Annotated in this window: 12 protein-coding genes and 1 riboswitch; of the genes, 10 read left to right on the top strand and 2 right to left on the bottom strand. The window is 51.3% G+C overall.

Annotation, left to right across the window (positions count from 1 at the left end; genetic code table 11):
• Window positions 1-97 precede the first annotated feature (97 nt).
• Complete coding sequence (locus BUF15_RS04450) at window positions 98-799, bottom strand: GntR family transcriptional regulator (RefSeq protein ID WP_073612246.1); 702 nt, start codon at window positions 797-799, stop codon at window positions 98-100.
• Window positions 800-1,026: 227 nt separating this feature from the next.
• Here BUF15_RS04450 and BUF15_RS04445 point away from each other — a divergent pair, with 227 nt between their 5' ends.
• The 9 genes from BUF15_RS04445 to BUF15_RS04405 all read left to right on the top strand — a co-directional run bounded on the left by BUF15_RS04445 (window position 1,027) and on the right by BUF15_RS04405 (window position 13,037).
• On the top strand, window positions 1,027-2,142 hold the full coding sequence (locus BUF15_RS04445) for a transketolase C-terminal domain-containing protein (RefSeq protein ID WP_073612245.1): 1,116 nt from the start codon (window positions 1,027-1,029) through the stop codon (window positions 2,140-2,142).
• Entirely contained in the window at window positions 2,135-3,442 is a 1,308-nt protein-coding gene (locus BUF15_RS04440; protein ID WP_073612244.1) for a thiamine pyrophosphate-dependent enzyme, read from the top strand. Before BUF15_RS04445 ends, BUF15_RS04440 begins: the two co-directional genes overlap by 8 nt.
• A 26-nt stretch (window positions 3,443-3,468) precedes the next feature.
• On the top strand, window positions 3,469-5,001 hold the full coding sequence (amaB, locus tag BUF15_RS04435; RefSeq protein ID WP_073612243.1) for an L-piperidine-6-carboxylate dehydrogenase: 1,533 nt from the start codon (window positions 3,469-3,471) through the stop codon (window positions 4,999-5,001).
• 48 nt (window positions 5,002-5,049) lie between these two features.
• Complete coding sequence (locus BUF15_RS04430) at window positions 5,050-6,228, top strand: acyl-CoA dehydrogenase family protein (RefSeq protein ID WP_084553478.1); 1,179 nt, start codon at window positions 5,050-5,052, stop codon at window positions 6,226-6,228.
• A 53-nt stretch (window positions 6,229-6,281) separates the two neighbouring features.
• Window positions 6,282-7,373, top strand: a complete 1,092-nt coding sequence (locus BUF15_RS04425) for a saccharopine dehydrogenase family protein (protein WP_073612241.1) — start codon at window positions 6,282-6,284, stop codon at window positions 7,371-7,373.
• A 220-nt stretch (window positions 7,374-7,593) separates the two neighbouring features.
• On the top strand, window positions 7,594-8,259 hold the full coding sequence (locus BUF15_RS04420) for a M48 family metallopeptidase (RefSeq protein ID WP_084553514.1): 666 nt from the start codon (window positions 7,594-7,596) through the stop codon (window positions 8,257-8,259).
• 182 nt (window positions 8,260-8,441) lie between these two features.
• A riboswitch (cobalamin riboswitch) is annotated at window positions 8,442-8,682 on the top strand.
• A gap of 135 nt (window positions 8,683-8,817) precedes the next feature.
• Window positions 8,818-10,719 (top strand): sodium:solute symporter family protein, encoded by a 1,902-nt coding sequence (locus tag BUF15_RS04415; protein ID WP_073612239.1) that lies wholly within the window; start codon window positions 8,818-8,820, stop codon window positions 10,717-10,719.
• A gap of 65 nt (window positions 10,720-10,784) precedes the next feature.
• Complete coding sequence (locus tag BUF15_RS04410) at window positions 10,785-11,396, top strand: FmdE family protein (RefSeq protein WP_073612238.1); 612 nt, start codon at window positions 10,785-10,787, stop codon at window positions 11,394-11,396.
• A 240-nt stretch (window positions 11,397-11,636) separates the two neighbouring features.
• The gene (locus tag BUF15_RS04405) at window positions 11,637-13,037 is read left to right on the top strand and encodes a malonyl-CoA decarboxylase (protein WP_073612237.1); all 1,401 of its coding nucleotides are present in this window, start codon (window positions 11,637-11,639) and stop codon (window positions 13,035-13,037) included.
• A gap of 7 nt (window positions 13,038-13,044) precedes the next feature.
• Here the strand turns inward: BUF15_RS04405 and BUF15_RS26770 are convergent, their stop codons facing one another.
• Window positions 13,045-13,233 carry a hypothetical protein gene (locus BUF15_RS26770; protein WP_143170633.1) on the bottom strand — a complete coding sequence of 63 codons (189 nt, stop codon included), beginning with the start codon at window positions 13,231-13,233 and terminating at the stop codon, window positions 13,045-13,047.
• 159 nt (window positions 13,234-13,392) lie between these two features.
• Between BUF15_RS26770 and BUF15_RS04400 the strand changes: the two genes are divergently transcribed.
• A complete protein-coding gene (locus BUF15_RS04400; protein ID WP_073612236.1) occupies window positions 13,393-15,081 on the top strand; it encodes a hybrid sensor histidine kinase/response regulator in 1,689 nt (562 codons plus the stop codon).
• The last annotated feature ends 51 nt before the right edge of the window (window positions 15,082-15,132 follow it).

The following is a 15,132-nucleotide window of genomic DNA, read 5'->3' as shown; positions in this document are numbered from 1 at the left end:
GAGGCCTGGAGCGAGTTATACTCTTTTATCCACACCACCAAGGCTGATAATGCGTTTGATAGCAGGGTCTTCGATGTATTTGAAAGAGCGTATCGGTTTAGAAATTCTTGATTGATTTCTCCTTGTTGATTCGCTCAATACTGGCGATGGCATGTTCTTTAACGTTACCAATATGCTGTCGTAAAATAGCGCTAGCACCTTCAAGATCGGCTTGAGCGACGCAGTCATACAGTTGGGTATGCTCTCTATCGACAGTATCCATGGGAGTAACGAAGAGAACATTTCCCCGATATTTGAGGTAGAGCAGGTCAAACAACGATCTCAGGGTGTTGACCTGAATGGTGCACCCGGAAAGCTCGGCCAGAGTGAGATGAAATTCCATGTCTCGCAGCAATCGCTCCTTGAGGTAGATGTCCCTGACCGCTGCAAGGTGTTTGTCGAGCGCCTTTTTCAAGGTTTTTAACTTTTTGCTGGTGATAGTTGCGATAGTTTTCGGCAGGAGTGAGGTTTCAATCAGTTCCCGGAACTCATAAATTTCGATGATTTCCTTCAGGCTGATATCTTCCGTGTAGTAGCCGCGATTAGGCTCGTGGCGCACGAGTCCCTGATCTTCAAGTCGTTTCAGGGCCTGGATGATGGGAGTTGTACTCATCCCAAGCCGTTTAGCCAGATCCCCATAGGCGATCTTTTGGCCCGGGGTGATTTCATTCACAAAGAACATCTTCCGGATGCCCATATACGCCTCGCGGGTAAAGTCGTCCGTACTCTTTTTTTTCTTTCGTTTTTCTTTTGTGTCCATAGTGAAAATCCATCTGCCGGAATTGTTCGAATATCAACGAGCACATGAGGGGGTAACTCCCCAGTAGTACACTTTCTGCACATCATAAACTAACACTTACTTCCTTGACATGACAATCTAAAAGTGGTTAGAGGAAGATAATCTGATTATATTTCTAATCAAGCATTGCGTGATTTTCAACCAATAGCTTTTTGTGACGCTACAGGTATTGCTGCCCCGGAGGAAGTATGGCGTTGTCATTTATGGATGGAAATGAGGCTCTTGCCCGAGGTGCTATCGCTGCGGGCTGCAATTTCTTTGCAGGCTACCCCATCACCCCTGCTACAACCATCTTGAGCAACATGTTGAAAATGTTGCCTCCTCGTGGAGGAGTTTGCTTGCAGGGAGAAGATGAGATTGCCTCCATGGGCTACTGCATCGGTGCATCCATGGCGGGTAAAAAAGCGCTTACGGCAACGTCAGGGCCGGGAATCAGTCTCTACAGCGAGCAGATATCCTTTGCTATCGGCGGGGAGATTCCGTTGGTTATTGCCGATGTTCAACGCCTTGGCCCGTCGACGGGTTCGGCGACGCGGGGCGCCGACAGTGACATCCAGTTCCTGCAGTGGGGCAGTACCGGCGGCGTCCCGGTCATTGTGCTTGCACCAAAAGATGCACTCGACTGCTACCTGCTGGCTCGCCATGCTTTCAATTATGCCGAGGAGTTCCGTTGCCCTGTTTTTATTGCTTCCAATAAAGAGATTGGCATGACCAAGGAGAGCTTTGATCTCGAGTCTGTGACTCTTCCCGCGGTCGTCGAGCGCAAAGCTTTCTCCGGCGTCAACTATTTGCCCTTTGCAGCTGAGCCTGATGCGGCCCCACCTTTTTTGCCCATTGGTGGCAATACCCTGGTCCGGCAGACATCTTCCACCCATGGCCCGGATGGTTATATTACCAATGATCCGGAAGTGATTGCCGGGAGCCAGGAACGGCTGCGCCGAAAGATCCTCGATCATGTCGAAAGGATCACGTTATATGAAGAGGATATCAAGCCGGGTTCCGACACCTTGATTATTAGCTATGGGGTCACTGTACGAGCAGTTGCGGATGCTGTCGAAATACTCACCGAGGCAGGCCGGCCGGTATCATCCCTGACCTTGAAAAGTCTCTGGCCGGTGCCGGAAGCCTTGCTTTTAGAAAAGGCTGCTGATTTTCGACGCGTCGTGGTTGTTGAAATGAATCTGGGCCAATACGTTCATGAGATCAGGCGGGTGCTGGGGGGGGGCAGGGTGGAATTCTTCGGGCAGATGAATGGTGTGCTGATCACCCCAACCCAAATAATGGAGGTGCTGTGCAATGCATAGTTATCTGAACACCAGTCGGCCTCCTGTCTATTGCCCCGGTTGCACTCATGAAAGTATCACGGCCGGCCTGGATCGAGCCATGGGCAGCCTTAATCTGCCGGCAGACAAAACCGTGATGGTTACCGATATCGGTTGCTCCGGGCTGTTCGACACCTTTTTCAATGTTCATGCCCTGCATGGTCTGCATGGAAGGGCCCTCACATATGCCACCGGCCTGAAACTGGCGGACCCTTCACTCAACGTCATTGTCACGATGGGTGATGGCGGGCTGGGTATCGGCGGTGCCCATGTATTGGCGGCCTGCAGGAGAAATCTCGACCTGACCCTCATTATCTTGAACAATTTTAATTTTGGCATGACCGGCGGTCAGTGTTCTGTTACCACCCCGGCGGATGCTGTAGCGGGCTCGGAGTTTCTGAACCAGGCGGAAATTCCGGTCGATATTTGCGGGATCGCCGAAAGCGCCGGAGCAACCTATGTTGCAAGATGTTCAGGGCTCGATACCAATCTTCATGAAATAGTGGCTGCAGGTATCAACCATAAGGGCTTTGCCGTTATCGAGACTCTTGGCATGTGCACCGGTCGCTACACCAAGAAAAATCGTCTTTCTCCGTCAGTTCTGCAGCAGATGGTCGAGGACCTGCCACCCAAATCAGGCCTTGTGGCAAGGAATCAGCGTCCGGAATATGGCGAACGTTACCGGGAACTGTGTCTGCAGAACTGCAGATACCCTGAACCGGTCACGGTAGGGCACCAGGTTGATTTCCCCGATTATCATCGTCAGGAAATAGCCATTCTCGGTAGTGCCGGTATGCGCATTGTGACCGCCGGGGAACTGGTCTGTCACGCCGGTCTTGCCGCCGGGATGAATGTCTCGATGAAAAACGACTATAACATCACCGTGCTGCGCGGCCAGTCGGTGAGTGAGATCCAGATTTCGCCGAGAAAAATCGGTTACGCCGGCAGCACAGCGCCAACCGTAGTCCTTGCCTTGAGTGACGAAGGGGTACAGCAGCGAAAGAAACTCTTTGCGACACTTTCACCGGGCACCTTTGTATTGAAGGATAAATCGGTGAATATTCCACCCTGTACAGCCGAAGTTTATGAGGTTGATTTCAAGGAGTGGAAAATAGCAAAACCGGACTGGGCCCTTGCAGCTCTCTGTTTTCTGGCGACAAAAGAGCAGGCAATCAACTGGGAGATGCTTGACATTGCCTTGAAAGCACAATTCCAGGGCAAAATCTATCTGAGCGCACTTGGGATAGCGGATAAAATACGTTGTGCAATGGCGACCTTGTGAGCCTGGCGTAATGCAAAGGAGGAACAATGGAAATTTTACGAACACTGGGGATTGAGGAAAATAATCAAGGCGCGTCAACCGGCGTTCATTGGAATACCACCCGGGAAAATGGAAAAATAGACGTTGTCTCTCCTGTTGATGGCCGATTGTTGGCGAGTGTTTTCCGTGCCTCGGAGGAGGATTACCGGGACGTATCGCTAGCAGCAAAAGAGGCTTTCAGTGTGTGGCGGAAAATGCCGGCCCCCAAACGGGGAGAGATTGTCCGTCAGATCGGTGACGCACTGCGAGACAAGAAAAATGCTCTTGGAGCGCTTGTTTCCTGGGAAATGGGGAAGTCCTTACAGGAGGGGCTGGGCGAAGTACAGGAGATGATCGATATCTGTGATTTTGCCGTTGGTCAGTCTCGCCAGCTGTATGGCTCGACCATGGCATCGGAACGGGTTGAGCATCGACTCTATGACCAGTATCATCCACTTGGCACCGTTGGTATTATCAGCGCCTTTAATTTTCCAGTGGCGGTCTGGGCCTGGAATGCCATGCTGGCCGTGGTCTGCGGTGACACGACCCTGTGGAAGCCATCGTCGAAAACACCACTCACTGCTATCGCCGTTCAGCATATCCTGGCCGAAATCGTTGCCGCGAACAAGCTGCCTGAAGGACTTTTCACTCTTATTATCGGTTCCGGTTCCACCGTTGGTGAGCAGTTGTTGCAGGACCCTGATGTACCGCTCATTTCGCTTACCGGTTCCACCCGTGTAGGTCGGCATGGCGCGCAGGTAGTCGCTTCCCGGTTCGGCAGAGCCATATTGGAGCTTGGCGGTAACAACGCCATTATCCTGACGCCAGCGGCTAACATGCAGTTGGCTGTTCCGGCTATTGTGTTTTCTGCAGTAGGAACAGCAGGGCAGCGCTGCACGACCACCCGTCGTCTGATTGTACATGAATCGATATATGACCGGGTCAAGGATGTGCTGGTGAAAGCATATGGTTCACTGCGAATCGGTTCACCGCTCGATGAGCGAAACCACGTCGGGCCGCTTATTGATGTTTCGGCGGTGGCTGCTTACCAAAAGGCGCTTGAGGCTTTGCAGGAGCAAGGCGGCACAATCCTGTGCGGCGGTAATGTGCTTTCCGGCAAGGGCTTTGAGTCGGGCTGCTATGTCGAGCCGGTGCTGGCTGAGGCGGAAAATGATTACCCCATAGTGCAGGAAGAGACCTTTGCTCCCATTCTCTATCTGATACGATATTCAGGTGATGTGGAAAACGCGATTGCTCTGCAGAACGATGTTGTGCAGGGACTGTCATCCTCGATCTTTACCGAAAACCTTCGTGAGGCCGAGCTTTTTCTCTCCGCTGCAGGGTCTGATTGCGGCATCGCCAATGTCAATATCGGCACCTCCGGGGCTGAGATCGGCGGGGCATTTGGTGGTGAGAAGGAGACCGGTGGTGGTCGCGAGTCGGGATCGGATGCCTGGAAAGGCTATATGCGGAGACAGACCAACACTATCAATTACGGTACCCAGCTACCTTTGGCACAGGGCATCAAGTTTGACATTTAACGAATGCTGCAGTGCTCTAATGATGTAATAAAAATGAGGAAATTCGCCATGAATACCGTCACTGAACTGACCGACTATATGAATTTTCAAGATCTGCTTGAGGATGAGGAAAAGCTGGTGCGGGAGACCGCCCGGACCTTCGTCAATGAGCAGGTGTTACCAATTATCGACAAACATGCCCAGGAGGAGAGCTTCCCTTTTCACCTGATCCCGCAGATGGGTGAGCTCGGATTTTTCGGGCCGACCCTGCCTGAAGAATATGGCTGTGCCGGCCTCTCCAATGTTGCCTACGGGCTGTTGATGTATGAACTGGAACGGGGCGATTCCGGGCTCAGGAGCATGGCGTCAGTCCAGGGATCGCTTGTCATGTACCCGATTTTCGCCTTCGGCAGCGAGGAGCAGAAGAAACACTGGCTACCGAAAATGGCCAAGGGAGAGGCTATAGGCTGTTTTGGTCTTACCGAACCTGATTTTGGTTCCAACCCCAGTGGTATGAGGACAAAAGCGGTTCGCGAACCTGACGGTAAGTGGCGGCTCAACGGCGCCAAAATGTGGATTACCAACGGGACAATTGCCGACGTGGCGGTGGTCTGGGCCAAGACGGAGGATGGCATCCGGGGTTTTCTCGTGGAGAAGGGAACACCAGGTTTTACCGCCCCACAGATGAAAGGCAAGTGGAGTCTCAGGGCATCCGTCACATCAGAGCTTATTTTCGATAATGTCATCCTTGATGAAGAAAAGAGTCTGCTGCCGAAGGTCACAGGAATTAAAGGGCCGCTCAGCTGTCTCACCCAGGCGCGGTACGGCATTGCCTGGGGTGCTCTGGGGGCTGCCGACAACTGTTATCAAACTGCTTTGGAGTATTCGCTTTCCAGGATCCAGTTTGATAAACCAATCGCCGGTTTCCAGCTCCAGCAGAAAAAACTGGCAGAGATGGTGACGGAACTTACCAAGGGGCAGTTGCTTGCCCTGCAACTTGGCCGCATGAAAGATAAGGGGAAATTCAGCCCGGCCCAGGTATCGATGGCCAAGATGAATAATGTCAAAATCGCCCTTGATATCTGTCGTACCGCCCGAACAATGCTTGGAGCCAACGGCATCATGGGCGAGTATCCCATCATGCGTCATGCCAATAATCTTGAATCGGTCTACACCTATGAGGGGACCCATGATATGCATACCTTGATTATTGGCCAGGAGGTGACAGGTATCGCTGCATATCGCTAATAGGGAAGTGTTCGGATTCTGCTGGATTCTTTTGATCAATTTGGAGACTGACGATGACAAAGCGTATCAATTCTGTACTGGTGCTGGGGTTGGGAAAAGTTGGACATCTCGTAGCTTTGCTGCTCCATGAAACCGGTTTTGATGTCACCGGGGCAGATGTACACGCAACCCATAATGTTCCGTTTCGTGTCTGCTCGCTTGATGTGACGAGCGAAGCTGAGCTGTCTAAAGCGCTCGGTACACATGACGCGGTCATCTCTTGTCTGCCGTACCATTTTAACATTGCAGTGGCAACCATTGCCGCCCAGTGTAATACCCACTACTTCGACCTGACGGAGGATGTCAGCACGACGAGGGCAATTCGAGAATTGAGCTTGAAAACCTCGACGGTCATGGCCCCGCAGTGTGGCCTTGCTCCAGGTTTTATTGGTATTGTCGGCGCTTCTCTGGCGGAAAAATTTGACAAGATTCGCGCCATAAAGCTGCGGGTCGGGGCTCTGCCACAACATCCGACCGGCCTTCTGGGATACGCCTTTAACTGGTCGCCAGAAGGAGTGGTGAACGAATACCTTAATGACTGTGAGGTAATAGAAGGTGGAGTTCGGAAATGGGTGTCACCCCTGGAATGGCTGGAGACAATCGTGATTGATGGCCTTCAGCTTGAGGCTTTCACAACATCGGGTGGTTTGGGGACAATGTGTGAAACATATGAAGGACGAGTTGAAAATCTCGATTACAAATCGATCCGTTACCCCGGTCACGCCTCGTTGATGAACTTTCTGCTCCATGAATTGCTGATGCGGGAAGACAGGAAAGAAACCGGTAAACTGCTGGTCAACGCCAAGCCGCCGGTGAACGACGACGTTGTCTATATTCATGCTTCTGTTGAGGGCTGGAGGCATGATCAGCTTATTCGCGAAGAGTTTGTGAAGGCCTACCCGCCAGTGGAGATTGCTGGTAAGATGCGTAGAGCAATTGCCTGGACCACGGCCACTTCGGTCTGTGCGGTAGTTGAAATGGTCAATAATGGTGATCTTGCGGCACAAGGGTTTATTAAGCAGGAGGAAATTCCTCTGGAACGATTTCTGGCAACCGCTAATGGTCGTATCTATGACGGAAAACCTCATGGGGGCAGACAGGTCTGATTTTTCCAGTTTCACCTTGACTTGATCGAAGGGGACCGACAGGTGATTTCCGCCTGCCGGTCCTTTTATTTTTGGATGAACCTGCTACTATGTGCCTGTACGTATCCAGTTTCGACCGGCCTGGTTCTTTCGCCATACGGTAACCTGCTACCATAATTTCTTAACTTGTAAATGCCGAGTTGCTTTGAAGACCTATTCCCTTGTTGTTCATGATCTTGTTGTGACCGTACAAAAAAAACGGGTTAAAAATATCAATCTTGCCATTTATCCACCAGATGGTCGGATCCGGGTCTCAGCACCGATCAAATGCAGTGAAGAGACGATAAGCGCTGTCATTCGTGCCCGATTAGGCTGGATCAACAAAAAGAGGGCCGCTCTACTTGCACGACCTTCGCAGGTTGTGGTGGAGATGGTGACTGGTGACACGATAGATTTTTTCGGGCAACGGTATCCGTTGGTGGTGGTTGAGAAAAGTGGTACTTCAGGACTGCAGATCAGCAACGGGACTATGGAGCTTACCGTAATGCCAGAGTCCTCCACGGAAAAGAAAGTCAGCATGCTCAATGAGTGGTACCGACGGCAACTACAGCTGGCCATTCCTGATCTGCTCGCTCAATGGCAACCGAAAATTGGTGTTACTGTCAATGACTGGCGTATCCGGCGGATGAAGTCACGGTGGGGCAGCTGTAATATTCTCGACAGACACATTTGGCTTAATCTGGAGTTGGCAAAACTCTCACCTGTGTGCCTTGAGTATGTCCTTGTCCATGAGCTGACCCATCTGCTTGAGCGGTATCACAATGCACGTTTTTGGTCTTTTATGGATCAGTTTTTGCCCCATTGGCGAGAATTACGCAGGGAGTTGAAGAGCGTTCAGATTACTTGAAATATGTGTTTAAAAGTATGTGGGTATGTATGTATAAACGTATGTGTGTTTCGGTGCATGTGTGCCGATATGCATGAAGGTGTCATGATTGTTGACAGAAAATAACAAATACAATAAATGTGTTATTGCCTGACTGGTAGAGAGTTTTCCTGTTCAGGCTATCAATCAATAGAGCTAACTGGTGATCCAGAAGTGGATCCGGGCTTGTGCTTGCGCATGAGTCCTGCAGGGAATCCGGTGTAAATCCGGAACGGACCCGCCGCTGTAAGTGACGACGAAAACCGCATAGGCCACTGTACTGTAACCTTGTTTGTCCGCGATGTTCAATGAGACAGGCAAAAAAACATGACGAAACAGTATGGGAAGGCGCGGTCGGTAGGATGAATCACGAGTCAGAATATCTGCCAGCTATGCGTATCTTACTCGGAAAGATGGTAAATTTCCGGGCTGACATCTGTCGGTCCGGTTTTTTTTGTCTTTTTGACCCGGGCCGACATAAGCATTCGGGTGGTGTTGCAAGGGCGCCCATCGCGCACCGCATCATTGCCGGGAGGTCGTATGGACGGCTATTCAATTTTTGTGGTATTGCTGGCGGGCTATATAGGCCTGCTGGTCGCAACCGGGTATTATTTTAATAAGCGGCAGAACTCTTTACGAGAGTTTTTGCTGGCAGGACGACGGGCCGGGCCGATGGCTATCGGTTTTTCGGCTGCGGCATCATGGCTCACGGCAGGGGCGCTGCTGGCCGTGGTCGGATTCTTCATGCTGCTTGGCATGGGTTCTGTCTGGGGCTTTGTGGTCCCCAACATTCTCGCGCTGCTGATAATTGCCCTTCTGGTCAAAAAGATTCGTTCGATTCCGGCAATGACCCAGCCGGAGCTGTTGGAAATCCGCTATGGCTCATTCTTACGGGTACCGGTGGCTCTGATCATCATTGTGGTGATGATTCTCTTTGCCGTGGCGGACATCAAGGGTTTTGCCATGGTGCTGCAGATATTCTACGGGATAAGCACCACCCAGGCCGCCCTGATCGTCGGGCTCTCCGTTGCGGTCTATGTTACACTTGGCGGCCTTTCTGCGGTGATTGCCACCGATACCATCCAGTTTTTGCTGCTCTCGGCGTTTATCCTGGTGATGTCGGTGCTGGTGATGGGTAATGCGGGAGATGTGTCAGGATTGAGCGTCACCCAAATGATCGGTTCAATGGATGGCAGCTGGTGGAATCCACTCTCCATTGGTATGCCGATGGTTCTCATATTCACCATTGCCATTATTCCGGGTTGGATCAGTGAACAGGATCCCTGGCAGAAGATTTGGGCGGCGCGGGATGTCAAATCGGCCAGGATCGGTATGGTATTTGGCTCACTGATGGTGACCCTGGTCTTTGGTGGCTGCGCAATTATTGCCTTGGGGCTGCAGAAGGTTTTTCCTGAAATTGCCGGGATGGGTTTTCCCATGGGGATGGCCAAGGCTGAGCCGGCATTGCTTGCCTTCATTATGGGACAGAACTATCCCGATATAATGGTGGCGCTCTGTGCAGTGGCTCTTGCTGCGGCAGCCATGTCATGCGCCGACACGTTTGCGGCTTCAGGGGCTTCATGTATTGCCCGGGATATTTACCAACGGCAGGTAAATCCCGGCGCCTCTATGAAAGAGATGCTTATGGTCAACCGGCTTGGTGTTCTGTTGATTATCGGCTGTGCTACCCTGGGTTCATTTTTTATTGATTCGATTATCGACGCTATCCACATTGCCACTTTTATTGCCAGCGCATCCTATTTCTTTGCTTTGATGGGCGGTATGTACTGGCGGCGTGGCACCGCAGCCGGAGCCGCGGCCTCGATGATCATCGGTTTTATCACTCAGTGTGTGTTGATCTATTGCGATCTCAGCATGACCCAGGCTGGTGCGCCACCCTATCTAGAGACCTTGCATCCGGCATTGATGGGACATGGTGTTATTGCGGCGATGTGCTTAAGCGGTCTGGCTTATGTCATGGTTTCCCTGGCGACTGCTCCAGTGGCAATGAGTCGTCTGGCTCCATTTTTTCCTGATCAGGCACGTCTGCTCGTAGCTAACGTGGTAGTAACAGGTAATGGTGCACGACTGCCGGAAACAGACGTGTTGGTTGAAGATATTGATGGCGAAAGAGTCTATTTGCGGATGAGTCTAGAACTGCCGGAGAATCTTTCCTGGCGTGAAATTGTCCGGTTGATGACTGTTACGAACAACCACTGGCTGGCAATGGGCGGTGAAGAATCTGTACGTCGATGTACCCGTGCCGATATGTTCTCCTGTGTTACCCTTATCCGGGGTGAACAGAAAAATGGCGGCTGGTTAGAGGTGGAAGGGGCCAGCAATGCCTTACAGGAGTTGAAAAATGAGGTGGCGATGGCGTATCATGAGATTACAGCTGTGCTCAGTAACATTCCGGGGCACAGCCTTAACCAGAAGTTGTGAAGAGTGGACACTATTTAATGCGTCTGTCAGACTGCGAACTTCCGATAGATTTCAAAGGAGTTAAAATGACATTGAATATTTCCGAACAGGCAATTGCTGAGACCATTGCATTTCATGGTCATAGCTGTCCTGGCCTGGCCATTGGTATTCGGGTGGCTGATTATGTAAAGCAGGAATTCGGGGAAGTGGAACCTCACCATCTGATCTGTGTAACCGAGACGGATATGTGTGGTGTTGATGCCATCCAGTTTCTCACCGGCTGTACCTTCGGCAAAGGAAACCTGATCCATCGGGATTACGGTAAGGCTGCTTTCTCCTTCTATCAGCTTGCTGCCAAGCGGGCGATCCGCCTGGTGCTGCGGCCGGACGCCAGGGGTGGGACCCATCCTCAACTGGCTGAGCTGATTGCCAAAAGTAAGAATGGTGAACTGACGGACAAGGAGAAAGAGCGTATCGCAGAACTTCGGGGTGAAATGCAAGAACGGCTAATGAACCTGCCGTTACACGATATGTTTACGGTCACATCGGTCGATTTTAAACCGCCACGTGGGGCTCGTATCCTGCAAAGTCTCACTTGTGAGGCCTGTGGCGAACAGACCATGGAATCGAGAACCCGCCGTTTTGCAGGCCAGACTCTTTGCATTCCCTGCTATGAGCAGGTGGAACAGAAGATGTAGTAGCGCGTTCATGCATCAAAAGACGGCGGACCGTGAATTGTGGTCCGCCGTTTTGCATTCACCTTCATGGGTTTATTCTCCAATCAAGCAGAGAAAACCCATGCCTGTCAAAAAGATACACCTGAAAATGCTTGGAGATTCAGGTGCTATACAGTAATTTTATTCTAGTATCATTGCTGCTATTTCAAATATAAAGAACCACCCGTCCGTATGACGGCAATCACTGCATGGAGAAATGCTATGTATGCTGCCGAGGAACCGTTCTGGGGAAAAACGTTGCGGCTCATCAGAGATATCTGGGTGTCCGGTGACGCCGAGGAGTTGAAGGACAAGGTAAGGCCCAACCTGCCTGACAGCGATTTGAGCAGGCTGCGCGCCGCCATCAACGCCTGCCTTGAGGGACGGGGCGGGGAGGTGTCGGCGCGGGCCAGAGCGGCTCAACTTGGCCGTGCCTATCTGGTACTGGACCCGGAAGGCCGTCAGAGATTTCTAGAGTTACTGGTCAAGGAGTATGATGTTGATGATGCGGCGGTAGATACTGCCATCGAGAAGCGTAATGCGGCTCTTGAGTCGGATGAGCTGTATACGGCGAACCTTGAGCTCAGGGATCTTCTGGAGCCGCCGCGAGCACGACTGTTAAGGCAGTTTAATGAACTAAAGGAGGGTGTGAAGTTTCTGGTCGACCTGCGGGCTGAGCTGCTTTCCATGGTCAAGGAAAATCCTTCACTGAGGCCTTTGGATAAAGATGTGCTGCGGCTGCTCGTTTCCTGGTTTGATATCGGCTTTCTCGACCTGCAAAGGATAACCTGGTCCACCTCTGCGGCGATACTCGAAAAACTCATCGAGTATGAGTCGGTGCATGCAATATCTTCCTGGAAGGACCTGAAAAACAGACTACGTGACGACAGGCGCTGCTTTGCCTTCTTTCATCCACGGATGCCTGATGAACCGCTGATATTTGTGGAAGTAGCCCTGGTGAATGGGATCTCCGGAAACGTTGGCGAGCTACTCGACGTCGATGCTCCGGTGGGAGATCCGGAAAAAGCGGATACCGCCATTTTCTATTCCATCTCGAACTGTCAACGCGGGTTGGCAGGGGTCAGCTTCGGCAATTTCCTTATTAAGCGGGTGGTTGCCGATCTGGTAGCAAAGTTGCCAAACCTGAAAACATTTTCCACCCTGTCGCCCATTCCTGGATTCATGCAATGGTTGACAACCACCACGGAACCGCTTGGTCTGAGTAAAAATGAGCAGGAACTCTGGGATACTGTTGCCGCAGCTGAAAATCCCAGAGAGTATATGAAAGAGCTGATTGCCGGTGACACGGAGGAGAATGGCCAGGTGGTGGAGGCTGCGTTGTTAAAAGAGATCCTGATGAAGCTCTGTGCACGTTATCTGGTGGAAAGTAAAAAAGGTAGTCAGGCACTGGACAGGGTGGCCCATTTTCATCTCTCCAACGGGGCACAGATAGAGCGAATCAACTGGGGCGGCGACCTGACCGAACACGGAATCTACCAATCGGGCGGAATAATGGTCAACTATCTTTATAAGTTATCGCAGATCGAAAAGAACCACGAACTCTATACCGGAAGCGGTGAAATCACCATCTCCTCGAGTGTGAAGAAGCTTTTAAAGTCCTGATAAACACCTAAGCATTGGTCAATCGGCGGATATGAAATGCTGGGCTGTCGGATGCCGGCAGCCTGGCCTCTCGCGGTGATGTCCAGCAAAGGCCGGCAATCCATGAATTGGCAGCGGCGGTATTGATTCCAATCCGTTTTCTATTACCTTCCTTATCTCCACGAACTATCACCCCACCAAAGTTTAGCCATGACATTACATCTGTGATTTTAGGGTCTCTGGCGAAAAAATGGTGGTGTGATTTTCTGAAGCAGTTATACTCCCAATCCTTCGATAGTTTCTGTCGTGTGAAAATCGTGTGTACCATTGGGCGGCACGTTGATGCGGATTAATCCGCGAGAAATAATTTTCAGCTATGTTGAATATTGTTCAAAATATATTTTCTGGCAGCTGGGTCGAACCAGACTGGCTAGCGGCTGTTGCCATGCTGCAGGGTGCGATAATCGCAGTACTCGCTTTCGCCCTTTGGCGACAACGGCGAAACGAGAAAACCTTGCAGCGCGCAGAAGACGAGGCACGGCAGATCGTGGCCTCTTCTCCCGTGGGCATCTGCGTGGTCAGCAACCGACGGTTTGTTTACGTCAACAACACCTATGTAAAGATGTTCGGTTATAGCTCGGCAGATGAGATTGTGGGGCGATTTGTCGAAGAGCTCTACACGCCGGACGAGCGTCGGCGTCAGCGTCAATATGCCAAGGATCGACCGGCCGGAAAGCCTGTTCCTGAAATTTATGACACCAAGGGGCTCCGGAAGGACGGCAGTCATTTCGATGTGGAAGCTCGGGTCTCGCTCATTGAGTATAACGGCCAATCGTCCTCTCTGGGTTTTGTTATCGACCGTTCTGTGGAAAAACGGTTACGTCGTCAACTGGAAAATGCCAACAGGCTTGAGGCAATCGGCACTCTGGCGGGGGGCATAGCCCACGATTTCAATAATATTCTTACAGCAATTATTGGCCATGCAGAACTTGCAACATTTCGCGTGGGGGATAACGAAGTCGTGCGCGAGGATCTGAGACATGTCCGCCAGGCTGGATTACGGGCCAAGGATCTGGTCCAGCAGATATTGACCTTCAGTCGCAGTCGTGAAGCTAAAACGCAGCTGGTCAATGTTGCCTCAGTCGTTCGGGAAGTGATGGGGCTGGTTCGGGCTGCCTTGCCCAATAGCGTCGAAATTCGGGCATCGCTGGAAGACGATTCGTTAATAAATGGTGATCCGACCCAGATTCATCAGCTGCTCATGAATCTTTGTGCCAATGCCGAGCATGCCATGCGGGGAAGTGGTGGGATATTGGAGATCGGCCTGAAAGGCCATACCGTCACCACTGCATTTGCCGATGCTTATTCTGATTTTGTTCCCGGACACTACCTGAGTCTTATCGTCGCCGACAATGGGCCCGGTATCCCAGAAGAAGTGATTGGAAAAATATTTGAGCCGTTTTTCACCACCAAAGAGCCTGGGGTGGGTACGGGGATGGGGCTTGCCCAGGTGCATGGCATCGTGAAGAGCCATGGTGGTTGGGTCAGGGTTGAAAACATTGTGCCCCATGGCGCCCGGTTTATTATCACTCTTCCCGTGGTAAGTGCCAGGCCAGATGTGGATAGTCAGAAAGGGGATTTACCGTCCGGGACAGAGTCCATTCTTATTGTCGATAATGATGAAATGGTGGCAGGTGTAACAGCCAGAATCCTTACAGGTCTCGGTTATTCAGTGCATGTTTGTCGTGATAGTCTGCCGGCATTGACACGGGTGACCGCATCTCCTGACACATTTGATCTGGTAATAACTGAAGCAGCCATGCCGGTGATGACTGGGGAGCAACTTGCCAGGACCATATTTTCTGTTCGACCTGATCTTCCTGTAATTCTTTGTTACGGTTTTCATGGGGATGTAGACGAAATCAAAGTGTCACGGCAGGGTATTCGAGCTTTTATGGAAAAGCCTGTCAGTAAAGTGCGGCTGGCCGAAACTGTCAGAAGTGTCCTGGACGAGTCGTCACGTGTGGATACATCATTGTTGACCGAGGCTTGCCAGGTTGATTGAAAGTCAGCGGCTTATGGAATGTAGGCGGGAGCATATTGGACCCGGCAAATT

It is taken from the genome of Desulfopila aestuarii DSM 18488 (assembly GCF_900143695.1).
In the GTDB taxonomy this organism is placed as follows: Bacteria; Desulfobacterota; Desulfobulbia; order Desulfobulbales; family Desulfocapsaceae; genus Desulfopila; species Desulfopila aestuarii.
Note: the sequence above shows the minus strand (reverse complement) of the source record. Positions and strands in the feature narration are given on the sequence as shown.

What these genes read in the sequence shown, in the direction of transcription:
- BUF15_RS04450 (WP_073612246.1), bottom strand. Translation starts at nt 799, where the DNA reads ATGGACACAAAAGAAAAACGAAAGAAAAAAAAGAGTACGGACGACTTT.
- BUF15_RS04445 (WP_073612245.1), top strand. Translation starts at nt 1,027, where the DNA reads ATGGCGTTGTCATTTATGGATGGAAATGAGGCTCTTGCCCGAGGTGCT.
- BUF15_RS04440 (WP_073612244.1), top strand. Translation starts at nt 2,135, where the DNA reads ATGCATAGTTATCTGAACACCAGTCGGCCTCCTGTCTATTGCCCCGGT.
- amaB (WP_073612243.1), top strand. Translation starts at nt 3,469, where the DNA reads ATGGAAATTTTACGAACACTGGGGATTGAGGAAAATAATCAAGGCGCG.
- BUF15_RS04430 (WP_084553478.1), top strand. Translation starts at nt 5,050, where the DNA reads ATGAATACCGTCACTGAACTGACCGACTATATGAATTTTCAAGATCTG.
- BUF15_RS04425 (WP_073612241.1), top strand. Translation starts at nt 6,282, where the DNA reads ATGACAAAGCGTATCAATTCTGTACTGGTGCTGGGGTTGGGAAAAGTT.
- BUF15_RS04415 (WP_073612239.1), top strand. Translation starts at nt 8,818, where the DNA reads ATGGACGGCTATTCAATTTTTGTGGTATTGCTGGCGGGCTATATAGGC.
- BUF15_RS04410 (WP_073612238.1), top strand. Translation starts at nt 10,785, where the DNA reads ATGACATTGAATATTTCCGAACAGGCAATTGCTGAGACCATTGCATTT.
- BUF15_RS04405 (WP_073612237.1), top strand. Translation starts at nt 11,637, where the DNA reads ATGTATGCTGCCGAGGAACCGTTCTGGGGAAAAACGTTGCGGCTCATC.
- BUF15_RS26770 (WP_143170633.1), bottom strand. Translation starts at nt 13,233, where the DNA reads ATGTCATGGCTAAACTTTGGTGGGGTGATAGTTCGTGGAGATAAGGAA.
- BUF15_RS04400 (WP_073612236.1), top strand. Translation starts at nt 13,393, where the DNA reads ATGTTGAATATTGTTCAAAATATATTTTCTGGCAGCTGGGTCGAACCA.